General features: G+C 74.3%; 18 protein-coding genes. 10 read left to right on the top strand and 8 right to left on the bottom strand.

Going from position 1 to position 23368, the window contains the following annotated elements:
• The first annotated feature begins 83 nt into the window (after nucleotides 1-83).
• The 4 genes from ACFYWQ_RS22690 (at nucleotide 84) to ACFYWQ_RS22705 (ending at nucleotide 4401) form a co-directional block, all read left to right on the top strand.
• A complete protein-coding gene (locus ACFYWQ_RS22690) occupies nucleotides 84-971 on the top strand; it encodes an SIS domain-containing protein (protein WP_389518677.1) in 888 nt (295 codons plus the stop codon).
• A gap of 403 nt (nucleotides 972-1374) precedes the next feature.
• Nucleotides 1375-2532 (top strand): ROK family protein, encoded by a 1158-nt coding sequence (locus tag ACFYWQ_RS22695; protein WP_389518678.1) that lies wholly within the window; start codon nucleotides 1375-1377, stop codon nucleotides 2530-2532.
• The gene (locus ACFYWQ_RS22700; protein WP_389518679.1) at nucleotides 2529-3452 is read left to right on the top strand and encodes a 1-phosphofructokinase family hexose kinase; all 924 of its coding nucleotides are present in this window, start codon (nucleotides 2529-2531) and stop codon (nucleotides 3450-3452) included. Before ACFYWQ_RS22695 ends, ACFYWQ_RS22700 begins: the two co-directional genes overlap by 4 nt.
• A 94-nt stretch (nucleotides 3453-3546) precedes the next feature.
• A complete protein-coding gene (locus ACFYWQ_RS22705) occupies nucleotides 3547-4401 on the top strand; it encodes a ketose-bisphosphate aldolase (protein ID WP_389518680.1) in 855 nt (284 codons plus the stop codon).
• Between the two features lie 120 nt (nucleotides 4402-4521).
• On the opposite strand, the gene ACFYWQ_RS22710 is transcribed toward ACFYWQ_RS22705, so the two are convergent.
• Complete coding sequence (locus tag ACFYWQ_RS22710) at nucleotides 4522-5994, bottom strand: FAD-dependent monooxygenase (protein ID WP_389518681.1); 1473 nt, start codon at nucleotides 5992-5994, stop codon at nucleotides 4522-4524.
• 55 nt (nucleotides 5995-6049) lie between these two features.
• Here ACFYWQ_RS22710 and ACFYWQ_RS22715 point away from each other — a divergent pair, with 55 nt between their 5' ends.
• Nucleotides 6050-6661: a TetR/AcrR family transcriptional regulator C-terminal domain-containing protein gene (locus ACFYWQ_RS22715; RefSeq protein WP_389518682.1), complete on the top strand. Its 612-nt coding sequence runs from the start codon at nucleotides 6050-6052 to the stop codon at nucleotides 6659-6661.
• Between the two features lie 212 nt (nucleotides 6662-6873).
• Here the strand turns inward: ACFYWQ_RS22715 and ACFYWQ_RS22720 are convergent, their stop codons facing one another.
• From ACFYWQ_RS22720 to ACFYWQ_RS22730, 3 genes are all read right to left on the bottom strand, one after another.
• A complete protein-coding gene (locus tag ACFYWQ_RS22720; protein WP_389518683.1) occupies nucleotides 6874-8214 on the bottom strand; it encodes a dicarboxylate/amino acid:cation symporter in 1341 nt (446 codons plus the stop codon).
• Between the two features lie 398 nt (nucleotides 8215-8612).
• A complete protein-coding gene (locus ACFYWQ_RS22725) occupies nucleotides 8613-9530 on the bottom strand; it encodes an MFS transporter (protein WP_389518684.1) in 918 nt (305 codons plus the stop codon).
• A gap of 164 nt (nucleotides 9531-9694) precedes the next feature.
• Nucleotides 9695-10609, bottom strand: a complete 915-nt coding sequence (locus ACFYWQ_RS22730; protein ID WP_389518685.1) for a MurR/RpiR family transcriptional regulator — start codon at nucleotides 10607-10609, stop codon at nucleotides 9695-9697.
• 139 nt (nucleotides 10610-10748) lie between these two features.
• On the opposite strand from ACFYWQ_RS22730, the gene ACFYWQ_RS22735 reads away from it, so the two are divergent.
• From ACFYWQ_RS22735 to ACFYWQ_RS22745, 3 genes are all read left to right on the top strand, one after another.
• Entirely contained in the window at nucleotides 10749-12170 is a 1422-nt protein-coding gene (locus ACFYWQ_RS22735; protein WP_389518686.1) for an MFS transporter, read from the top strand.
• Nucleotides 12167-12640 (top strand): GAF domain-containing protein, encoded by a 474-nt coding sequence (locus ACFYWQ_RS22740; protein ID WP_389518687.1) that lies wholly within the window; start codon nucleotides 12167-12169, stop codon nucleotides 12638-12640. The genes ACFYWQ_RS22735 and ACFYWQ_RS22740 overlap by 4 nt, the downstream gene beginning before the upstream one ends.
• Nucleotides 12641-12781: 141 nt before the next feature.
• Nucleotides 12782-14017, top strand: coding sequence for an amidohydrolase family protein (locus ACFYWQ_RS22745; protein WP_389518688.1), 1236 nt, complete (start codon nucleotides 12782-12784; stop codon nucleotides 14015-14017).
• Nucleotides 14018-14156: 139 nt separating this feature from the next.
• Here the strand turns inward: ACFYWQ_RS22745 and ACFYWQ_RS22750 are convergent, their stop codons facing one another.
• The 3 genes from ACFYWQ_RS22750 to ACFYWQ_RS22760 all read right to left on the bottom strand — a co-directional run bounded on the left by ACFYWQ_RS22750 (nucleotide 14157) and on the right by ACFYWQ_RS22760 (nucleotide 20658).
• Entirely contained in the window at nucleotides 14157-17732 is a 3576-nt protein-coding gene (locus ACFYWQ_RS22750) for a substrate-binding domain-containing protein (RefSeq protein ID WP_389518689.1), read from the bottom strand.
• Between the two features lie 201 nt (nucleotides 17733-17933).
• The gene (locus tag ACFYWQ_RS22755; RefSeq protein ID WP_389518690.1) at nucleotides 17934-18902 is read right to left on the bottom strand and encodes a polysaccharide lyase family 1 protein; all 969 of its coding nucleotides are present in this window, start codon (nucleotides 18900-18902) and stop codon (nucleotides 17934-17936) included.
• A gap of 238 nt (nucleotides 18903-19140) precedes the next feature.
• Nucleotides 19141-20658: a S41 family peptidase gene (locus tag ACFYWQ_RS22760; RefSeq protein WP_389518691.1), complete on the bottom strand. Its 1518-nt coding sequence runs from the start codon at nucleotides 20656-20658 to the stop codon at nucleotides 19141-19143.
• A gap of 131 nt (nucleotides 20659-20789) precedes the next feature.
• On the opposite strand from ACFYWQ_RS22760, the gene ACFYWQ_RS22765 reads away from it, so the two are divergent.
• Complete coding sequence (locus tag ACFYWQ_RS22765; RefSeq protein WP_389518692.1) at nucleotides 20790-21440, top strand: response regulator transcription factor; 651 nt, start codon at nucleotides 20790-20792, stop codon at nucleotides 21438-21440.
• On the top strand, nucleotides 21437-22735 hold the full coding sequence (locus ACFYWQ_RS22770) for a sensor histidine kinase (RefSeq protein ID WP_389518693.1): 1299 nt from the start codon (nucleotides 21437-21439) through the stop codon (nucleotides 22733-22735). The genes ACFYWQ_RS22765 and ACFYWQ_RS22770 overlap by 4 nt, the downstream gene beginning before the upstream one ends.
• A 96-nt stretch (nucleotides 22736-22831) precedes the next feature.
• On the opposite strand, the gene ACFYWQ_RS22775 is transcribed toward ACFYWQ_RS22770, so the two are convergent.
• Nucleotides 22832-23368, bottom strand: a 537-nt coding sequence (locus tag ACFYWQ_RS22775; protein WP_389518694.1) for a tectonin domain-containing protein, incomplete at its 5' end; no start/stop codon positions are given.

Here is a 23368-nt window from a genome sequence, read left to right on the forward strand (position 1 = left end):
GACGCCATCCATCCCCGGCGACGTGGACGGCCCCGAACGCCGCACGTCGTACGCCGGGAAGAGCCGAGAAGAGAGGACCTCACGTGTCGTTCACCCAGGACGAGATCGCCACCCAGCCGGAGAGCTGGCTGCGTGCCGCCGAGACCGCCGCCGGACTCGGTGACGCGCTGCCCTCGGCCGGCGAGGAGGTCGCCGTGGTCGGCTGCGGCACCTCGCTGTACATCGCCCGGTCCTACGCCGTCCTGCGCGAGAGCGCCGGCCACGGCCGCACGGACGCCTTCGCCGCCTCGCAGTTTCCCACCGGCCGCCGCTACGACCGGATCGTCGCCCTGACCCGGTCGGGCACCACCACCGAGGTCCTCGACCTGGTCAGGGGTGCCGTCCCGGACACGCCCGCCGAGCGGATCACCGCGATCACCGCGGACCCGGCGACGCCCGTCGCCGCGGCGGCCGGCCGGGTCGTGGCGCTGCCCTTCGCGGACGAACGGTCCGTGGTGCAGACCCGGTTCGCCACCACCGCCCTGGCGCTGCTGCGGGCCCATCTCGGGGAGGACCTGACGGCCGCCGTCGCGGACGCGCGCCGCGCCCTCCTCGCCCCCGTGGACCCCGGGCTGGTCGAGGCCGGGCAGGTGACGTTCCTCGGCAGCGGCTGGACCTGCGGACTCGCCGACGAGGCCGCGCTGAAGATGCGGGAGGCGGCCGGGGCGTGGACGGAGAGCTACCCGGCCATGGAGTACCGGCACGGCCCGATCAGCATCGCCGCCCCCGGTCGGGCCGTGTGGGTCTTCGGCCGGGTGCCCGCCGGGCTGGCCGACGACATCGCCCGCACCGGCGCCACGCTCGTGCACACGGACCTCGACCCGCTCGCCGACCTGATCCGCGCCCAGCGGCTGGCCGTGGCCCGCGCCGAGGCCGCCGGCCTCGACCCGGACCGGCCGCGCAACCTCACCCGTTCCGTCGTCCTCAGCTGACCGCGCCCCGGCCGGGGACGCCCCGGCCGCCGGCACAAGCCCGCCCGTCCCCGGCCGAACACGACCCGACCGCCGGCACACACCCACCCGTCCCCGGCCGAACACGACCCAACCGCCGACACACACCCACCCGGCCCCGGCCGGAGAAGACCCGACCGCCGGCACACACCCACCCGTCCCCGGCCGAACACGACCCGACCGCCGACACACACCCGCCCGTCCCCGGCCGAACACGACCCAACCGCCGACACACACCCACCCGTCCCCGGCCGAACACGACCCAACCGCCGACACACACCCACCCGGCCCCGCATCCGGCCCCGCCCCGGCAGCGGCCGCGGCCGGATGCGGCTCCCTCCCCCGTCCCACCCGCCTGACCGCCTCCCCGGAAGGACGCCCCCCGATGACAAGCAGCAGCCCGCCGCCCGGCCAGGTGGTCGCGGTCGACCTCGGCGGCACCGGCATCAAGGCCGCGCTGGTGACCGGCGACGGCGACGTCGTCCGCTCCGTGCACCGGGCCACGCACCGGGAGCGGGGCCCGCGCGCCGTCGTGGACACGGTGGCCGACACCGCCGCCGCCCTCGCGGCCGAGAGCAGGGCCCTGACCGGGCGGGCACCGCTCGCCGTCGGGGTGGCCGTGCCCGGCCTGGTCGACACGGCCCGGGGCGTGGCCCGCTACTCCGCCAACCTCGGCTGGCGCGACGTGCCGCTGCGCGCCGTTCTCTCCGAACGGCTGGCGCTGCCCGTGGCCCTGGGCCACGACGTACGGGCCGGAGCGGTGGCCGAGGGGAGGCTGGGCGCGGGGCGCGGGCACGACGACTTCCTCTTCGTCGCCCTCGGCACGGGCATCGCCGCGGCCCATGTGCACGACGGCCGGGTGCGGGAGGGCGTCCGTGGCGGGGCAGGCGAACTCGGCCATCTCACCGTCCGGCGGGGCGGGCCGCGGTGCGGCTGCGGGCGGCAGGGCTGTCTGGAGACGGTCGCCTCCGCGTCCGCGATCGCCCGCCGGTACGCCCGGGCGACCGGCGCCCTGAACGGATCCCCCGGGGCGGACGGATCGGACGGGCCGGACAGCGGAAGCGGGCTGGGCTGCGGAAACGGACCGGACGACGGGAACAGACCGGACGACGGGTACGGACCGGACGACGGGAACAGACCAGACGACGGGAACAGACCAGACCGCGGGAACGGACCGGACGGCGGTGTCACGGCCGAGCAGGTCCGTGAACGCGCCGGCGCGGGCGACCGGGTGGCCGCGCGGATCTGGGCGTCCGCCGTGCACGCCCTGGCCGACGGTCTCGCCGCGTACACCGTGCTCTGCGAACCCGGCGCGGTCGTGCTCGGCGGAGGTCTGGCACGCGCGGGCGCGGACCTGACCGATCCGCTGCGCCGGGCCCTGGCGGACCGGCTGGCCTTCCACCGGCCGCCCGAGCTGCTGCTCGCCGAACTCGGAGACCGCGCGGGCTGCCGGGGCGCCGCCCTGCTCGCCCTGGACCTGGCCGGGGAGCGGGCCGCCGGACGCAGCGGCGGGGCCGCCCGGGAGGAGGCGGTCCTTCCGTGATCACCACCGTCACGCTGAACGCCGCCGTCGACGTCACGTACACCGTGGACCGCATCCGCACGGGCGGCAGCCACCGGCTCGCCGCCGCCCGGCACCGGGCGGGTGGCAAGGGGGTGAACGTGGCCCGGGTCCTGACGGCCCTGGGGCACACCACCTTGGTCACCGGGCTGGTGGGCGGGCCGCCCGGCGAGTCGGTACGCCGGGACGTGGCCGCCTCCGGGATGCGCGACGCGCTGCTGACGATCGCCGGGACCACCCGGCAGACGGTGACCGTGGTGGAGGAGGCGGTCGGCGACGCCGCCGTCTTCCTGGAGCCCGGCCCCCGGGTGAGCGCGGCGGAATGGCGGGAGTTCAGGACGCACTACCGTCGGCTGCTCGGGCCGTCGGCCGTGGTGGTGCTGTCCGGCAGCCTGCCCGGCGGACTGCCGGACGACGCCTACGCCGAACTCGTCGCGCTGGCCCGGCGGTCGGACGTCCCGGCCGTCCTCGACACCTCCGGCCCGCCCCTGCTGGCCGCGCTGGAGGCCGGTCCCGCCCTGGTCAAGCCCAACGCCCGGGAACTGTGCGAGACCCTCGGCACCGAGGACGTCCGGGCGGGAGCCGACGCGCTGCGCCGGGCCGGGGCGCGGTCCGTGGCGGTGTCCCTGGGTGCCGACGGCCTGCTCGCGGTCACCCCCGACGGCGCCTGGCGGGCGAGGCCGCCGTGCCGGCTGGCCGGCAATCCCACGGGCGCCGGTGACGCGGCGGTCGCCGCGCTCAGCGCCGGCCTGCGGCACGGCCGGCCGTGGCCGGAGCGCGTCCGTACGGCCGTGGCACTGTCCGCCGCCGCCGTGGTAGCCCCGCTCGCCGGGGAGTTCGACGCCTCCGTCTACGGCGAGCTCCTGCCCCGGACCACCGTGACGCCAGCGCCCCTGGGATGAGGTCACCCGCCTCCCCTCCCCCGCGCTTCCTCTTCCCCCCTGACCCGGCGCGGCGGCACGCCCGCGTCCCCGCACTCAGAAGGAGATCTCGTCCATGCCCCTCGTGAGCACCGGACCGCTCGCCGAAGCGGCCGTCGCCGAAGGCCGCGGCCTCGGCGCCTTCAACGTCATCCAGCTCGAACACGTCACCGCCATCGTCGCGGCGGCCGAGGCGGCGGACGCACCGGTCGTGCTCCAGATCAGCGAGAACACCGTCCGCTACCACGGCTCCCTGCGCCCCCTGGCGAACGCCGCCCTGTCCGCCGCCGAGGGCGCGCGGGTGCCGGTGTCGGTCCACCTGGACCACGCCACCTCGCCCGGCCTGGTGGAGGAGGCCGTCGCACTCGGCCTGCCGTCGGTGATGTTCGACGCCGCGGCTCTGCCGTACGCGGAGAACGTCGCCGCGACCGCCGCCCTGGTGGAGCGGTGCCACCGGCACGGGGTGTGGGTGGAGGCCGAACTCGGCGAGATCGGTGGCAAGGACGGCGCCCACGCCCCGGGCGTGCGCACCGATCCCGGCGAGGCGGCCGCGTTCGCCGCCGCCACCGGAGTCGACGGCCTCGCGGTCGCGGTCGGCAGCTCCCACGCGATGCTCGCGCGGGACGCCGTGCTCGACTTCGCGCTGATCCGCGCGCTGCGCGCGGCCGTCCCCGTCCCGCTGGTCCTGCACGGCTCGTCCGGGGTCGGGGACGCGGGCCTGGTCGAGGCGGTGGCGTGCGGCATGACGAAGGTCAACGTCTCGACGCATCTCAACGCCCGTTTCACCCACGCCGTACGGGCCGACCTGGACGCCCGCCCGGACTCCGTGGATCCGCGCCGCTATCTGAGCGCGGGCCGCGAGGCCGTCACGGCCGAGACCGAGCGCCTGCTGCGCCTGCTGCGCGGCACCCCCGTACCCGCACGCTCCTGACGCCCCCCTCCCCACGCCACCGGCCCGCACACCGGCTACGGCACGGGACACCTGTGCCAGGAGCCGGTCTGCTCCCTGCCGTTGGGCGGTTGACGTGCCGTCAGGCCGTGACTCCCCCGGTCATGGACGCCCGGCGACGACCCGGTCCACGGCCGCGGACAGTGCGGTGCCGTCCAGGTCGGTCCCGGCCCAGGCGACGTGGCCGTCGGGGCGGATCAGGGCGGCGCGCACGGTGCTCCAGGCGGCCGGGGGACGGTCGAGCGTACCGGTGTGGACGGCGAGCCCCGGCAGCGCCCGGTCGCCGAGTGCGCCGTCGGCCGTGAGGTCGAGCAGGAGGTACGCGTCCGGGCGCAGCAGGGTGAACAGGCTCCTGTGCGTACCGGTGAAGGAAAGGTCGGGGGAGCGGGTGCCCGTGAGGGGGTGGGCTGCCGGGTCCGCGGTGGGGTAGCGGACGGCGAGCGCGGTGAGCCGTTCGGACAGGGCGCGGCCGAACGCCGGCTGGTCGGCGAGCATCCCGCTGAGCAGGGAGCGCAGGGCGAGGCCCTCGGGTGTGAAGGTGGACATCAGGGCGGTCTGGGCGCGGCTGTGTTCCGCGAGCTGGACGCCGACCGGGTGGCGTTCGGCGTGGTAGGTGTCCAGCAGGCCGTCCGGGGCCCAGCCGTTCAGGGTCGCGGCCAGCTTCCAGCCGAGGTTGTGCGCGTCCTGGATGCCGACGTTCATCCCGACTCCCCCGGCGGGGAAGTGCTGGTGGGCGGCGTCGCCCGCCAGCAGGACACGGCCGCGGCGGTACGCGGCGGCCACCCGGGTGGCGTTGCCGAAGCGGGAGAGCCACGACGGGTCGCGCATGCCGAAGTCGTCGCCGGCGGCGGCGACGGTCTTCCGCCGCAGCTCCTCCAGGGTGAGGTCGCCCGGCCACTCGGTGGTGAGGCTGTCGGGGCTGACCCCGACGATGCGGAACCGCCCGCCGGGCAGCGGCGCGACCATCACCCCGCCCCGGAGGGTGAAGGTGCTGAAGCCGGGCCGCGGCGGGTTGTCGAGGGTGACGTCGCCGAGCCAGCCGAGGACGGTGGAGGGCGTGCCGGGGAAGTCGACACCGGCGGTGGTGCGGACGGTGCTTCGGGTGCCGTCGCAGCCGACGAGGTACGCCGCCTCGATCTCGTACGGTCCCTCCGGCCCCTCCACCCGCACGGTCACCGACTCCGCGCTCTCGGTGAACCCGGTGACGCGATGCCCGCGCTCGATGGTGGCGCCCAGCCCGAGCGCGTGTTCCTGGAGCAGTTCCTCGGTGCGGGACTGGGGCAGGGCGAGGGTGTACGGGAACGGGGTGTCCAGTGCGCCGAAGTCGAGCCGGTCGTCGAGCACGGCGAAGTGGCCCGTCGGGATCGGCAGGCCCTCGGCGAGGAACGGCCGGTGCGCCTCCCGTGTGGCCAGGCACTCGATGGTGCGCGGGTGGACGGTGAGCGCCTTGGAGCGCTCGTCGATCTCCCCGCGCTCCTCGACGACGGTGACGGAGATCCCGCCCAGCCGCAGCTCGGCGGCGAGCCAGAGGCCGACGGGGCCGCCTCCGGCGATGACGACGTGGTGCCTGTTCATGAACCCACCTTCTTGGTCGGTGACCAATAACCTGGGTCCGCAGTAAACTAGGTCAGTGACCAATAGGCAAACGGGAGACCGTCTCGAACCCGGCACCGTGATCCGTGCCGCGCTGGAACTGCTGGACGAGAAGGGCCTGGACGCGCTGTCCACACGGGCGGTCGCCCAACGGCTCGGCGTACGGATGAACACCGTGCTGTGGCACGTGAAGACCAAGGCCCGGATGCTGGAGCTCATGGCGGACGCGGTCGTCGGCGAGATCCCGCTCGACGACCTGCCGGCCTCACCGGACCGGCGCGCCCGTGAACTGGCCCGCCGCTACCGGCGCGCCCTGCTCGCCCACCGCGACGGCGCCGCACTCGTCGTCGGCACCTTCGCCGCCGAGCCGCACACCCTGCGTCTCGCCGAGACCCTCGTCGCCGCGCTCCTGGACGACGGACGGAACGAGCGCGAGGCCGCCTGGACCACATGGACGATCATGTACTTCACCCTCGGCCTCACCCAGGAGGAACAGGCGGCGGGGCGGCAGCCGCTGGGCGACCGCCTGGCGGACGCGGTCTCGCGGACGAGCCACCCGGCCCTCCACCGCGCGCTCGGCCACCTCGCCTCCACCGCCTTCGACGAGCGCTTCGAGTTCGGCCTGGCCGCGATCCTCGCCCGGCGGTGAGCGAGGCGGCCCGGCCACGGCGAGGCCGCGGTGGCCGAGCGGCTTCAGCCACCGCTTCCGGCCGGCCCTGCCGCGGAGAGGGGCGGACCGCCCGTGTCCGCCCGACCGCGGACAGCACTCCGCCCCGTCGGCTGTGGCCGGCGGGGCGGAGGCAGGTGTCGCGTCCGCGTCCCTGACGCGGCGGGACGGGGGCGACGGGGCGGGGCGGGGCGTCAGCCGGCCGCCGGAGCGGCGGCGGGCTGCGGTTCGGCGTGGACGCTCTCCACGTCGTCGACGGGGGAAGCCGTCGCGGTGTCGTACTTCGTCCGGTCGAGGATCTTCTCGCGGGCGGAGACGAGGACCGGGACGAGGGCCTGGCCCGCGACGTTGGTGGCGGTGCGCATCATGTCCAGGATCGGGTCGATGGCGAGCAGCAGGCCCACGCCCTCCATCGGCAGGCCGAGGGTGGACAGGGTCAGCGTGAGCATGACGGTCGCGCCCGTCAGGCCCGCGGTCGCCGCCGAGCCGATCACCGAGACGAACGCGATGAGCAGGTACTCCCTGACACCGAGGTCCACGCCGAAGATCTCGGCCACGAAGATCGCGGAGATGGCCGGGTAGATCGCCGCGCAGCCGTCCATCTTGGTCGTCGCGCCGAACGGCACGGCGAAGGAGGCGTAGTCCTTCGGGACGCCGAGGCGGATCACCGACTGCTGGGTGACCGGCATGGTGCCGACCGAGGAGCGGGAGACGAACGCCAGCTGGATGGCGGGCCAGGCGCCCTTGAAGAACTGCAGCGGGCTGAGCCTGGCGACGAAGGCGAGCAGCAGCGGGTAGACGCCGAACAGCACCAGCGCGCAGCCGACGTAGATGTCGGCGGTGAAGGTCGCGTAGTTGCCGATCAGGTCCCAGCCGTACTGGACGATCGCGCGTCCGATGAGGCCCGCGGAGCCGATCGGGGCCAGCAGGATCACCCACCACAGGGCCTTCTGGAGCAGCTCCAGGACGGACTCGGAGAGGGCCAGGACGGGCTGGGCCTTCGGGCCGATCTTGAGGATGGCGATGCCGGCCACGACCGCCATGAAGACGATCTGGAGGACGTTGAGCTCCGTGAACGGGGTGATCACGTCCGTGGGGACGATGCCGGTCAGGAAGTCCAGCCAGCTGCCGGCGTGGTCCGGCTGGGCGCCGTCGGCCGGGGTCAGGTCGGAGCCGGAGCCCGGGTTGGAGACCAGGCCGATGGCGAGGCCGATGACCACCGCGATCAGCGAGGTGACCATGAACCAGAGCAGGGTGCGGCCGGCCAGCCGGGCCGCGTTGTTGACCTTGCGCAGGTTGGTGATGGACACCGTGATCGCGAAGAAGACCAGCGGGGCCACGGCCAGCTTCAGCAGCTGCACGAAGATGCCGCCCACCTTGTCGAGGGTGGTGGCGAGCCAGGACACGTCGTAGGTGCGGGCGACGTAACCGAGCACCAGGCCGACGACGAGGCCGAGCAGGACCTGGGCCCAGAACGGCAGGGGTATCCGGAAGCCGGGCTTCGCGGGCTTCGGATCGGCGGTGTTCGCGGACACGGACACACTCCAGTGAGGACGCGCGGGGAGGAACGGGAGGGGACGAGCGAGGGGAAGGCAGGCGCGGGGCGGCGACGGCGCGGAGGCGCCGACGACGCCGCCCCGGATCTCGGCGAGATCGCCGATCAGCCGATCAGGGGCGACAGGCCGCCGACATGCGGCGGCAGAGGTCGATGTGCAGACGAGCCACGAGCGGCACGCTCACGACCGAGCGGCCGGCGCCTCGGGCGGCGGCTGCGTGGTGGGCGGCTTCTGTCTTCACCCAGAGAAATTAACACTTGCACTTTGAGAACATCAAAGTCGTTCTTTGGAGGCCCTCCGTCGAGCGCCTGCGTCCCGCCCCGCTCGGGGCTCCCGGCGCACGGGACGCAGGAGCGGCTGGGGCTACGGGCGCCCGGTCACCGCCGGAGTCGCCCGGCGTCGTGGCCGGCGCGCAGGCTCGCCGCCGCGCCCAGGAGCAGTGTGACGCAGAGCATGGTGAGCGGCGCGGTCCAGGTGCCGGTGGCGGTGTGCAGGGCGGCGGCGACGGCCGGGCCGGTGGCGGCGAGGAGGAACCCGCAGGTCTGCGCCATGGTGGACAGGGCGGTCACGTGGTCGTGGTCGCCGCCCCGGCGGGCGTAGAGCACGCCGGGCAGTGCCTGTCCGGCGCCCAGGCCCACGCCCAGGACGACGACCCACACCATCGAGGTGCCGGTCGGGGCGAGCAGGAGCCCGCCGAGCCCCAGCGCGCAGACCAGGGCGGTCACCAGGATGTGGGGGCGCTGGTCGGCGTGCCGGGCGGCGAGGACGGGGGCGGCGAAGCCGCCGCCGGCGACGCCGCAGATGAGGAGGGCCTGGCCGGTGCCGGCGGCGCCGCTGCCGAGCCCGGCCTGGACGAGGACGGACGGCAGCCAGGCGAGCGTGGTGTAGAACGCGAGGGTCTGCACCCCGAAGAAGGCGGTGAGGCTCCAGGCGACCGCCGTCCGCGCCACGTGGGGGCGCCCGGCCCGCGCGGTTCCGGCGGCCGGAGCGGGGCGGGGCGCCCGGTGGCGCAGCTGCGGGGTCATGCCGGCCGCCGCCAGGACGGCGGGGACGACGGCCAGGCCGACGGCCCACTGCCAGGCCCCGGTGGCCCGGGCGACCGGGACGACCAGGGCGGCGACCAGCGCCGAGCCGGCGCCCATCGAGAGGGCGTAGACGCCCATCATGGTGCCGACGCGTTCGCGCGGGAACCGTTTGCGTACCAGAACCGGTATGAGCACGTTGACGACGGCGGTGGCCGCGCCGACGACGACCGTTCCCACGAGCAGGCCCGGCAGTCCCAGGACGCGCAGCACCGCGCCGGCGCTTACATCCGCTCCCGCGTCGACGCCACCCGCACCGGCGAGGACCTTCCGGAGGTCCCGTTCCGCCCGGTACCGGACGAGGTCGCGTTCCGTCCCGTACCGGATGGGATCACGGCGCGCGAGGCGCCTCCGCGCTGAATCGGCTCCGGGCCTTGTCAGGCCTGGTGGGTGCCGGGTTCGGGGCGGGGGCGGGGGCGGCGGTGCAGGAGGCCGAAGCGGTCCCACTGGGCCTCCGCGGCCTCGATGGAGCGACGGGTGCGTTCGGCGTCCACGGTGGCCAGTTCGGCCACGATCGCCTGCACCAGGGCGGTGCCGGCGGTGAGGGAGGGGAAGAAGGAGACGCCCTCGGCCGGGACCAGCAGGACCTCGTCCGCGGCCTCGGCCAGGGCGGGGCTCGCCGCGTCGGTGAGGGCGTAGACCTTGGCGCCGCGGCGGTGCGCCTCCCCGGCGGCCAGCACCGTACTGGCGTACAGCCGCCAGAAGCTGATGGCGATCAGCGTGTCCTCGCCGGTCATGGCGGAGACGACGTTGGCGAGCTGGGCGTCGCCGCCGGTGACGGCGGTGACGGCGTAGCCGGCCAGGCGGGCGTTGTGGGCGAAGGAGATGCCGGTGGCCGCGTAACTGCCGTCCGCGACGACGACGGTGTGCCGGGCCGCGGCGACGGCCTCGGCGACCCGGCGGACCGCGTCCGCGTCCAGTCGGCGGGTGAGCAGGGCGAGACTGTCCAGGTCCCGGCGCAGCGACGCCTCCCCGGCGGCGTCGGTGGCGTGGTGCTCGGCGGCGACGTCGGGGGCGCTGAGCGCGGACAGGTAGCGGGCGCGCAGTTCCTGCTGGAGCGCGGGCCAGCCGGCGAACCCGAGGGCCTGTGCGGTGCGGGTGACGGTCGCGGTGTTCACGGCGGCCAGGGCCGCCAGCTCCGCCGTGGAGGCGAACGACGCCCGGCGCGGCTGGGTGAGCAGGACGTCGAGGACCGCCGCGCCCTTGGTCCGCAGCCCGCGTGCGGGCAGCCGGCCGCGCAGCCACGCCTCGAAGCCGTCCCCCGTGTCGGCGTCCGCGTCCGTCGAAGTCACCGAGCCCCCTCCAGTCTCCCGCTGCGTGTTACGGGGTCAGGCTACCGGCGTAACGAACAGAAAAATCTGCAACAGCTATTGCAGATTGAAGGAAGTGCAGAATACGTTGCTCGCATCTCGATCCACGGAGGTGCGGGCCATGTCCCTGACGGCAAGATTGGACCGTCTGCCCCTGAGCAGACCTCACTACGCGTTGTTGCTGATCGGCGGGCTGGGCTACACGTTCGACGGCATGGACTCGGCGGTCGTCGCCTTCCTCATGCCCAGCGCCCAGGAGGCTTGGGACCTCGGCAACGGCGCGCTCGGCCTGATCGGCTCCGCCTCGCCGTTCGGCTTCCTCTTCGGCGCCGCGCTCGCGGGCATTCTCGGCGACCGCATCGGCCGCCGCAAGGTCATGATGTGGGCGCTCGCCTTCTACGCCTTCTTCTCCCTGGTGGCCGCGGTCGCGCCGAACTACGAGGTCTTCCTCGGCGCCCGGGTCCTGGCCGGCGCCGGCGCGGGGGCCGAGAGCGCGATCATCGCCCCGTTCCTCTCGGAGTTCGTGCCCGCCGCCCGCCGCGGCTGGTTCGTCGGAGCGCTCGCCGGCTTCTTCTCCTTCGGTTTCGTCGCCGCGGCCCTCATCGGCCGGTTCGTCGTGCCCACCGTGCCCGAGGGCTGGCGCGTCGCCCAGGTCATCACCGCGCTTCCGGTGGTCATGCTGCTGTGGTGGCGCCGGACGCTGCCCGAGTCCCCGCGCTACCTGATGGCCCGCGGCCGCCACCAGGAGGCCGAACGGATCGTCGCCGACCTCGAAGACCGGGTGCGGGCGGCGACCGGCGAGCCCCTGCCGCCCGTACCGGCCCAGGACGCCGCCGCGATCGCACCGGTCCGCTCCACACCGAGCCTGCCGACCGCGCTGCGCTACCTGTGGAGCGGCGCCATGGCCCGGCGTACGGCGATCACCTGGCTCATCTGGTTCGTGATCACGTTCTCGTACTACGGCTTCTTCTCCTGGATCCCGACCCTGCTGGTCCAGCGCGGCATCACGGTGACCAAGAGCTTCGAGTTCTCGATCATCATCTACCTGGCGCAGATCCCCGGTTACTTCTCGGCGGCCTGGCTGTCGGAGCGGCTCGACCGCAAGAACGTCATCGCCCTCTACCTCAGCGGCTCCGCCGTCAGCGCCTTCTGGCTCAGCCAGACGTCCACGCCCGTGTCGATCACCCTGGCGGGCGCGGTCCTGTCGTTCTTCCTCAACGGCACCTACGCCGGCGTCTACTCCTACACCCCCGAGGTCTTCCCGACCTGGATCAGGGCCACCGGCACCGGCCTGTCCAGCGCCTTCGGCCGCGTCGGCTCCATCCTCGCCCCGATCATCATCGGCGTCTCGGCCGCCGGCTTCGGCTTCGCCGGGGTGTTCGGCCTGACCACGGCCGTCCTGGCGGTCGGCGTGCTGTGCACCGTCCTGTTCGGCGTCAGCACCGCGGGCCGCTCCCTGGAGGACCTCACCGAGCCGACCGCCCCCACGCCCGCGTCCACGCCCGCCGAGGGGCCCGCGCGGCAGGAGGTGGCCGGGCGATGACCGTTCACCCCGCGTCCGACCCGGCCGCGACGCTCACCGCGCTGGAGGAGGAGGTGCGCGCCACCGTGGGGGTGCGCCTGTTCACCGTGCTGGCCTGGCTGCCCGAGCGCACCACCCTGCGACGGGTCCACTCCAGCCACCCGGTGCAGTACCCGGTCGGCGGCGAGAAGTCCGTGGAGGTCTCCGGCGGCTGGCTGGAGCACTGCATCAGCCGGCAGCTGCCGTACCTCGGCCCCGACCGGGCCGCGGTACGGGAGGTCTTCGCCGACCACCGCGTCATCGACGCGCTCGGCTGCGGCGCCGTCGTCAACACACCCGTCGTCGACGCCGGACGGGTTCTGGGCGTCCTCAACGCCCTGGACGCGGAGGGCAGCTACGACGAGGAGGCCCTGCGCACGATCGCCGCCCTGGCCGACCGTGCCGTGCCCGCCCTGCGCGCCCTCACCCGGGGCGCGCTGCCGCCCGGATGACATCACCGGGGCGGACCGGACCGGTCCGCCCCGGTGCCGTGGTCGTCGCCGACCGGCCGCGGCACCACAGCCCGTACCCCACCGCCCGCACACCGCGACCCGCGCGCGCCACCTCCCGCCGCCGTACCGAGGAGTACCCCCTTGTCCCTGCTGCTGCGCAACGCCCTCCTGCTCGACGTGGAGTCCGGCACCTACGAGGAACGCGACGTGCGCTGCGCCGACGGGCGCATCGCCGAGACCGGGTCGCGGCTCACCGCCCCGGACGGCGTCCGCGTCGTCGACCTCGCCGGAGCGCCCGTCCTGCCCGGCCTGATCGACGCGCACGTCCACGTCACCGCCGCCACCGCGGACCTCGGTGCGCTGCCCCACTCCTCCCCCAGCTACATCGCCGCGCACAGCGCCCGCATCATGGGCGGCATGCTCGACCGGGGCTTCACCACGGTCCGCGACGCCTCCGGGGCCGACTACGGTCTCAGCGACGCCCAGGCCGAAGGCCTCGTCCGCGGCCCCCGGCTGCTGTTCTGCGGCCGCGCCCTCAGCCAGACCGGAGGCCACGGCGACACCCGCGGACGCGGCACCCGGGTCAGCGACGACCACCCGTGCTGCGCCGGCCTCGGCCGCGTCGCGGACGGGGTGGACGCGGTCCGCGCCGCCGCCCGCGACGAACTGCGCAAGGGCGCCCACCACCTGAAGGTCATGGCGTCCGGCGGGGTCGCCTCGCCGACCGACCGCATCGACTCCACGCAGTACTCCATGGACGAGCTGCGCGCGATCGTGGAGGAGGCCACGGCGGCCAACCGGTACGTCGCCGCCCACGCCTACACCGCCCGCGCCGTCAACCGCGCCCTCGAGGCGGGCATCCGCTCGATCGAGCACGGCAACCTGCTCGACGACGAGAGCGTCCGGCTGTTCGCCCACCACGACGCGTTCCTCGTGCCCACGCTCGTCACCTACTGGGCGCTGAAGAAGGAGGGGCCGGAGTACGGGCTGCCCGCGGACAGCCACCGCAAGGTGGACGAGGTGCTCGGCGAGGGGCTCGCCGCTCTCGAACGGGCCGTTCGCGGCGGGGTCCGCACGGTCTACGGCAGCGACCTGCTGGGCGGTATGCACCACCACCAGAACGAGGAGTTCCGGCTGCGCGCCGAGGTGCAGAGCCCCCTGGACGTGATCCGCTCCGCCACCAGCACCGCCGCCCGGCTGCTGTGCCGGGAGGGAGAGATCGGGACGACGGCGCCGGGTGCGTACGCCGACCTCGTCGTCCTGCGCGGCGACCCGCTGACCGACATCGGCTTCCTGGCCGACCCCCGGAACGTGGCCGGTGTCGTCCAGGGCGGCGCCGTCGTCGCGGCCGGCGCGGAGTCGCCGTTCGCCGCCTGACCGCCCACCCCGCGCGAGAGCGTCCGGAACCTCGGTACGGGCCCGCGGGGCCCCCGGCCGGCCTTGTTCCCGGCCGGCGAGGGGCTCCCCCGCGGGCCTGGTTCCGGTCGGCCCGGCCGCCCCGGCCGTCAGGTCCGCGTCACGGTTCCGGGCCGCCGGCCGACTCCTCGCGGTAGAGGCGCGGGGCCACTCCGGTCACCTTGCGGAACACCCGGCTGAAGTACGCGCGGTCGCGGAAGCCCACCGCGCGGGCCACGCTCTGGACGCTGTCGTCGCTCAGGCGCAGGCGCTCCGCGGCCCGGCCGATGCGCACCCGGGTCAGGTACTCCCACACCGTGAGGCCGTAGCGCTGCTGGAAGAGCTTGCCGAGGTGGTCGGGGCTGACGCCGGCGGCCTGCGCCACCTGCCAGCGGGAGATCTGCCGGCGCCAGTGCTCGTAGAGGAAGACCAGGGCCTCGTCGAGGACCTCCCGGGACCGCGACGGCGGCAGGCCGCCCTGCCCGGCCAGGTCGCGGACGAGCGCCGCCGCCTCGTGCGGTGCGAACACGTCGAGGTCGAGCATGAGCAGCGCCGGGTGCGGGCGGCTCCGGCGCGCGTCCTCCGCCGTCAGCCCTTCGTGCCCGGCGACGACGACCGGGCACAGGGCGCGGCCCGCACCGTCGTACAGCCGGTCCACGACGTCCAGCCCGCGCAGATCGGGCAGGGCGCGCTCCAGCACCACCAGCCGCGGCCGCTCCTCGGCGACCAGGGCCAGGACGGCCGTGGCGTCGGCGACCACCCGCGTGGGGTGGTCGGGCAGCGCGGCCTCCGCCAGCCGGCGCATCGTCTCCCGGGACTCCCGCGAGCCGCCGGCGACGATCACGGGCGCCGCGAACCCTTCGGGCCGCAGGGCGCGCAGTACCTGCCGCAGATCGGTGCCGTGCGCGCCGAACAGCAGGAACGGCGTGTGCCGCAGCGCGGGATGGTCGTGCAGTCGCTGCACCGCCCGCCACTCCTGCGGGCGGTCGGGCAGCGCGTCCCACACGACGGCCGCGGGGGTGCGGTGTTCGACCGAGCGGATGAGGTCGGGCAGGGAGTCGGGCCGGGACTCCTCCAGTCCGTGCCGGGCCACGAGTTCCGCCACGTCCGGGGCGAGCGGGCCGGGCGTGAGGACGAGGAGTGGCGCGGCACCGCCACCGGTCAGGTGTGCCTGCCCGTCCGGTGCCGGCAGGGGCAGGTGCAGGACGTACTCCGGGCGGCGGTCGGTGCCGGAGAGGGTCAGTGCCCCGCCGTGCATCATGGCCAGCCGGCGGGCCGTGGTCACCCCGACGTCGGACGGCTGACCGGGGCGCGGGCACGGTGCGCGGGCGTCGGGGACTGCCACGGTGATCCGTATGCCGCGGGGGGTCAGGACGGCGGTGACCTCGGGCGGGCACACCCCGGCCCGGTCCGCGGCGGCGGACAGGACGTTGTGCAGGATCTGCCGCAGCCGTGTCTCGTCCACCCACACGGACGGCAGCCGCTGCGGCAGGTCGAGCCGCCAGCGGAAGGCCGCCGGCCGCGCGCCCGCCGCCGTCGCGCAGGCCCGCGCCAGGACGGGCAGCGGGTCCAGCAGCCGCCGGGACAGCACGAGGTCGCCGGCCTCCGAGCGGGCCAGGTCCAGCAGGTTCTCGATGAGGTGCAGCAGCCGGGCCGCCTCCTGGCGGACGCCGGTGAGCGCCGTCCCCGGATCGCCGCCGTGCTGGAGCATGGCCTCCACCGGGGTGCGCACCTCGTCCGTCACATGGGTCAGCAGCCGTGCCTGGAAGCGGCTGGCCTGCTCGGCCGCGTCGCGGGCCCGGCGCACCTCGTCGAAGAGGCCGATCGCCTTCAGGGCGGCGCTGATCTGGTCGCCCAGTTCCCGGTAGAGGGCGCCGTCGTGGTCCACGGCCTCCGTGCGGGTCGCGTCGAACACGGCCACACCGAGGTGTTCGTCACCGATGTGCAGGGGTTCCAGGACGAGTGTGTACCGGTCCTCGCGCGGCAGCAGCGCGTCGGGCAGCAGCAGGCCGGCCGGGAACGCGGGTTCGCCGAGCGCGCCGGAGACCGCGGGGGTCCGCTCCCCCGCGCGGTTCAGCACCGTGCGCGCCATGCCGCGCACGGCCGGGTCGGCGGAGTCGTGGGCCCGCTCGTACAGGACGATCCGGCAGTGGGGGACGCCGGGTTCGGTGAGGTGCCGTTCCAGGACGTCGGACAGCCCTTCCAGGTCCACCACCGTGGTCAAGGCGGTGCCGAACTGCCGTAGCCTGCGGGCGCGTCGGGTCTGGGACCAGCGTTCGTACTCCAGCAGCGCGCGCGACCGCTCGGCCGCGAGGAGGCGGGCCCGTCCGAACAGGAGCTCACCGGCCCTGCGGTGCGGCCGGGGCAGCGCGTCCACGACGTCGCGGCGGGCTCCTTCCAGCGCCTGGTGCCAGCGGTCGACCTCGGCCTGCGTGCCGGCGTGCCCGCGCAGCAACTGCTCCACGAGCGTCAGGAAGGCGCCGGGCCGGTCACCGGGGTCCGCGTCCCCGCTCGCGGCCGCACGGTCGGCCGGCGCTTCGGCGGCCGGCACCGACTCGCCCCCGTCGCACGGGAGTTCCCCGGCGCAGGCGGGTCCCCCGGCGCAGGAAAGCTCGGTGTGGAAGGGGAGTTCGGCGTGGAAGGCCGAGGCGAGCCGGGCGCCCGCGGACGGCAGAAGCGAGTCGAGGGCCGCCCAGCCGACGTGCGGCGCCCGCGCGTGCGGGGCCGCCGGCCCCGGGGACGGGGCCGCGGGAACCGGCGGTGAGGTGCCGTACGCCGAGGAGTAGGGGCAGCCGCAGGAACGGCGCGGTACCAGGGTGGCCGGGATGGTCGTGCGGTCGGGTGGCCGGGTGCCGCGCAACCGGGCGACGAGGGTGTCCACCGCCAGCGCGCCCAGTTCCGCGAAGGGCAGGGCGACCGAGGTGAGGGGCGGGTCGCCGAGCCGGGCCTCGGGGGAGTCGTTGAAGCCGACCACCGCGACGTCCTCCGGAACCCGCACCCCGCGGTCGGTCAGGTAGCGCAGCGCTCCCGCGGCGAGGACGTCGCTGCACGCCAGCACCACGTCGAAGTCGACGCCCGGGACCAGCCCGCGCGCCTCGATCAGTGCCCTCATCGCCGAGGCGCCCGCCGACGCGGCGAAGTCGACGGCGGCGCCCACGAGGGTGTGCTCGTGCCGGATGCCGTGGTGGCGCAGGGCGTCGACGTAGGCGCGGTAGCGCTCTTCGGAGACGGGGTGGGCGAGCGGGCCGCGGATGCAGGCCGGCCGTCGGCGGCCGTGCCGTACGACGAGGTGTCCGACCAGTTTGCGCATGCCCGCGTGCGAGTCGATGGACAGCACGTCGGTCTGGTCGCTGAGCGGCTGGTTGAGGCTGATCAGCGGCAGGTGGGCCAGTCGCCGCAGCAGACCGCGGGCCCGGGGGCCGCCGGAGGGCAGGCCCAGGGTGGAGCTCCAGCACACGACGCCGTCGAGTCGGGCGGGTCCGGCCAGTTCGTAGAGTTCGCTGCGGTCCACGTCGCCGTGGAGCAGGTTCCCGCCGGGGAAGCAGACCAGGTTGACGTGGTTGCGCCGGGCCGCCGCGCAGACACCGGACCACAGGGTGGCGCCGACGCCCAGGTGGATGTTGGCGGTGAGGAGTCCCACGGTGAGCGGCCGGTCCGGTCCGCGCGGCGGGTCGGCGGCGCACAGGTCTGCGGCCATCCGCGCCCCTTCGCTCGCCCTCCGCCGGGGTCCCCCGCGGCGCCGGCGCCGACGGGGCACGGGGGAACCTAGAGGAGGAGGTGCCATGGGGCAAGACCGGTGACACGGCGGTCACCGGTCCTGCCCTCGTGCGGTGGTGCGGGTCTGATGTGGTTGCGGGTCGTCAGGTGCGGTGGTGCGGGTCAGGTGCGGTGGTGCGGCTCAGATCTTGCCGACACCGGCGCCCGCGGTCACCGTCGCCTTGACGTTGCACGCCGACTCCGCGGTGTAGCTGTACGGGATCGACGCCACGGACCCGCCGGTCTGTCCGGCGGTCGAGTTGACGAAGCAGTTGTTCTTCGCGACGAGCGAGCCCTCGTCGGAGTCGCCCTCACCGAGGTGGTAGGTGTCGTCGGTGTTCTCGAAGTAGTTGCCCTCCACGAGGACGCCCGCGCTCTCGGTCGAGGCCACTCCGTAGGAGCCGATGTCGCTGAAGTAGTTGTTCAGCACGTGGACCGGGTTGCCGAAGCGGACGCGCGGGTTGCGCTGGGTGGTGCCGTCGAACCAGTTGTGGTCGTAGGTCACCTTCAGCTTGCCGGTGTCCTCGCTGGAGTTGTCGTCGGAGTGGCCGAGCAGCATGTTCTTGTCCTGGTCGTGGGTGCGGTTCCAGGACACCGTGATGTTGGTCGAGGCGCGCTTGATGTCGACGGCTCCGTCGTACGCGTCCGAGATGTCGTTGTGGTCGATCCAGACGTTGGTCGAGTACTGGACGTTGATGGCGTCGTCGTTGGAGCCCGTGAACGTCAGGTTCTGGATGATCACGTTGCTCACGCTGGCGACGTTGAGTCCGCTGCCCGTGATCTTGCCGGCGGTGCCGACGCCGACGATGGTCTTGTTCGAGGCGACCTTGGTCATCGACGTCAACGCGATGGTGCCGTTGACCCGAACGGTCTGGGTGGTGCTGCTCTGCACCGCCGAGATGAAGGCGGAGGCGGTGGTGACGGTCACCGTGCTGCCGCCGGCCCCGCCCGTGGTGGCGGCGCCGAAGCCGACGGGTCCGGCGGCCGCGATCGCCGTCGGCTCCTCGGCCGCGGTGGACCCGCTGGCGGTGGTGGCTCCGATCAGGGCCAGCGCCGCGGCGCTCGCCGCGGTGGCTCCGGCCAGGGTGAACCGTGCGCTCGTCCTGCGCATGTGGATCTCCGTCCGTGGGGTTGGGGAGAGGTGTCGTGCTGTGGGGGGTGCACCACCGGGGCCGCGCGGTCGGCTCGCTGTGAGACTAGTGCGACGGTTGTGGACAATGACGTGCCGTGGGTGGACGATTGCGTCCTTCTGCCGTGGAAAGACGGAGCGGCGGTTCCGGATACGCGTCCTGATCAGCGCTTCGGCCGGCTCCCTCCCGGAGCCGGCCGTCCGGCGCCGCCGCCGTCCGTCACTCCTGGGAGGCGAGAAGCTCGCGTGCCTTGTCGACGGCGGGGTCGCGGCCGTCGGAGACGTCCGCCGCGGTGAGCGGGACCCGGTGATCGACCGGGACGCCGATCCCGTCGACCTGCTCGCCGTGCGCGAACGTCCGGTACAGCCTGGGGAGGAGCAGCACGGTGTCGTTGTCCAGCCGGTAGCCGACCTGGAGTCCCGAGGCCTCGCCCCTGGTGCGCTCGCCGACCACCTCGCCCAGGCCGAGGTACTTCACGTTGGCGACGAAGTCCTCGCAGGCGGAAGCGCAGTCGCCGTCGGTGACGACGGCCAGCGGCAGGTTGAGCAGCGGCACCGAGTCGTCGGTGCGGTTCTCCGTGCAGTGGTTGTCGAGGTCGCAGTCCTTGCTCATCAGCTTGCCGTGCACGAAGGAACTGATCAGCTCGGTGGTCTGCTCGACGCGCCCGCCCATGTTGCCCCGCACGTCGAAGACGACGCCGCGCAGCTCCGTGGTCTCGCGCAGCTTCGCGATCTCCTCCAGGACGTCGTCCGCGACGTCGGGCAGGTAGAACGAGGGCAGTACGACCTTGGCGATGTCGCCGGGCAGCAGCGTGACGCTCGTCGCCGCAGTGGTTCCGGAGGTGATGACCTCGGGCCGCATCTCGACCGTCCAGGTCCTGCCGGTGGCCGGGCGTTCGACCGTCAGCCGCAGCGTGTCCTCGCCGGACGCCGGGCGGAGGGCGCCCAGTGAGCCCGCGTTGAGGATGCCGCCGGTGGCCACGGGCACACCGTTGACGGCGACCATGATGTCGCCCGGCAGCAGTCCCGCCTCGTCGGCGGGTGAGCCGGGCACCGTCAGCTTGACGTAGAGCGGCGGTGTCGCGTCCTTGATGTTGGCGGGGGTCTTGCTGCCCGAGGAGGCGTCGAGGATGCCGTAGCCGTACCGGGTGGGTGTCTCCGCCGGCGGTGTCGGGCGGCTGTCCCAGGCGGCGTGGTTGTCGTCGAGGCTGCCGAGCATGCCCCGGATCACGGCGCCCGCCAGGATCTCCCGCAGGTCCGCGTCGGCGGACAGCGCGTCGAGCACGCCCCGGTACGCCGTGGCGAAGGAGGCCCAGTCGCGGTCCCGGTGTCCGGTGAGGCCACCGAGCGTCGCCTCGGGCCGGTCGAGGCCGCGCTGCTGTAGTTCCACGGTGAACTCCGCGAAGGCGTCCCGCAGGAGCACCCGGGTGTCCAGCCGCGAGCCCCTGTAGTGGTGGTCGAGGATGCACCGGTACACCTGGTGCAGTGTCGTGACCGTGGTCGGCGTCGACGCCGGCAGCGCGGCGGGGTCCTGGTCGCCGGGCAGTTCCCGGCACAGCGCGGGCGCGTCGGACCGCGCCGGAGCCCGGCTCACGGTGCCGGCGTCGGCCGCCGAGCCGGTTCCGACCACGAGGGCCGAGATGCCCAGGGCCAGGCCCCACTTCGGGACGCGCCGCACGGACGTACCGCCCGTGGAGCGCCTGCGTCGGATCCGGAACGTTGCCGTGGTGTCGCTCAAGACGTCCTCCGTGGACAGAGTGGTGGGCGAGGTGCTCGGGCACTGCCCCCTCAGGCTGGTCGGCACGGCGTCAGCTCCGGGTGATCGAAAGCGTTGACCGCCCTCTTACCGGGCGCGGGTTAGAAGGAGCCATGCGGATACTGGTGGCCGAAGACGAGAAGGCACTCGCCGACCTGCTGGCCGACGGGCTGCGCCGGCACGCGATGACGGTCGACGTGACGTACGACGGCGCGACGGCTCTCGAGCGCCTCGCGGCCGACGACTACGACGTACTGGTGCTGGACAGGGACCTGCCCGAGGTGCACGGCGACGAGGTGTGCCGGCGACTCGCCCAGGGCGGGGCGGCGGTGCGCATCCTGATGCTGACGGCGGCCGGCACGGTCACCGAGCGGGCCGCCGGTCTGGGCCTGGGAGCCGACGACTACCTGTGCAAGCCGTTCGCGTACGCCGAACTCCTGGCCAGGGTCCGCGCGTTGCACCGCCGCCGCGCCGCACCGCTGCCCCCGCTGCTGGAGCGCGCGGGCGTCACGCTGGACGGGGCTCACCGGCAGGCTCACCGGGACGGGCGCTATCTGCCGCTGTCCCTCAAGGAGTACGCCGTACTGGAGGTGCTGATGCGCGCGCGGGGGGCGGTGGTGACCACCGAGGAACTGCTGGAGCGGGCGTGGGACGAGCGCACCGACCCGTTCACCACGGTCGTCAAGGCGACGGTGAGCAAACTCCGGGCCAAGCTGGGCGAACCGCCGGTGATCACCACGGTGCCCGGCGGGTACCGGCTGTGAAGCGCCGGCTGTCGACCGTACGGGCGCGTCTGACCGCCCTGTACGCCGCGTTGTTCGTCGCCACCTCGACCGCAGTGCTGATCGCCGTCGACCTGCTGGCGCAACGGCTGTTCGAGCACAAGGCCGGCAGCCTGGCGGCGGCGAGGCCGGACACGCCCGGGGCCACGGCGTCCGCCGGGCCGCCCGCCGTGCCCGCGGGACAGGGCTCGTCGGGCGCCGGGTTGCCCGACCACCCGACGACGGCGGCCGGGGACGCGCAGATCGCCGTGGAGTCCTACCACTGGCTGCTGATCTGGGTCGCCGTGGCGGTGCTCGCCGTGGTCGGAGCGGCGGTGGGATGGTGGCTGGCCGGCCGGGTGCTGCGGCCGGTGCACCGCATCACCGCGACCGCGCGGCGGCTGTCGCTGTCCGATCTGCACGAGCGGATCGCCCTGACCGGTCCTCCCGACGAGCTCAGGGAACTGGCCGACACCTTCGACGCCATGCTGGAGCGCCTGGAGCGGGCCGCCGACAGCCAGCGGCGGTTCGCGGCCAACGCCTCCCACGAGCTGCGCACCCCGCTGGCGATCCAGCGCGCCGCCATCGAGATCGGCCTGGACGACCCCACGCCCGCCCAGCTGGCCCGGACGCGTGCGGAACTCCTCAGGTCGAATGTGCGGACCGAGCGGCTCATCGAGGGGCTGCTGGCGCTGGCCGAGGGCCGGCACGGTCCCGAACGGCGCGAACCGGTGGACCTCCGCGATCTCGCGCACGAGGTCGCCGACCAGCACCGCGGCGCGGCCGACGAGGCAGGCGTCACCCTCGACCGGGTACTCCAGCCGACTCTTGTCCTGGGCGATCCGGTCCTGTTGACCCGGCTGATCGCCAACCTCGTGCACAACGCGATCCGCCACAACCACCCGGGCGGCAGCGTCCGGATCCGCACCTCACCGGCTGCCGGCCTGTCGGTGAGCAACACCGGCCCCCGCATCCCCGCCGACCGCGTACCCGAGCTCTTCGAGCCGTTCCGCCGTCTGCACCCGCCGCGGACCGGGCCCGCGCAGGGCGCGGGACTCGGACTGTCCATCGTCGCCGCCGTCGCCGACGCGCATCAGGCGCGCGTGGACGCCCGGCCCCGTCCCGGCGGAGGGCTCACCGTCACCGTCACCCTGCCGCGCTGCCCGAGCCGCGACGGCGCCGCCCGACGGGCAGCGCCTGACCGGCCGGCTCACGACACCACACCCCGAACCGGCCGGCGGTCGACCGACTTCGCGGACACGGCCACCGGACCGCCCTCCGGCCGGCGCACGGGGTGACCCTCCGTCAGCCGGCCGTCCGCCGGTACGGAGCGTGCGCCGCGGTGCCGCTGACGGCGCTGCGCGGCGCACGCGTGACTGCGTGAGCGGGCCGGGTCAGCCGGGCAGGTCGCCGGTGTAGCGGTAGATGTTCCCGGCGGAGTTGACACCCCACACGGTGCCGTCCGCCCCCGCACCGATGTCGGTCAGCGCACCGGGAATCTGCACCCACGGGTTGCCGTCGTTGTTGGTGAAGCGGTAGATGTTCCCGCCCGCGTTCACGCCCCACACCGACGTGCGGGACCCGGCCGAGATGGCCTTGAGCCCGCCGCTGATCTGCTTCCAGTGGCCGGCGTCCTGGTCGCCGGTGTAGCGGTAGATGTTCCCGGCGGAGTTGACACCCCACACGGTGCCGTCCGCCCCCGCACCGATGTCGGTCAGCGCACCGGGGATCTGCACCCACGGACTGGCGTCGTTGTTGGTGTAACGGTAGATGTTCCCGCCCGCGTTCACGCCCCACACGTTCGTCCGGGACCCCACGGCGATCCGAACCAGCGCCCCGCTGATCTGCTTCCAGTGGCCGGCGTCCTGGTCGCCGGTGTAGCGGTAGATGTTCCCGGCGGAGTTGACACCCCACACGGTGCCGTCCGCCCC

The sequence above is a fragment of the Streptomyces sp. NPDC003247 genome, assembly GCF_042888135.1.
In the GTDB taxonomy this organism is placed as follows: domain Bacteria; phylum Actinomycetota; class Actinomycetes; order Streptomycetales; family Streptomycetaceae; genus Streptomyces.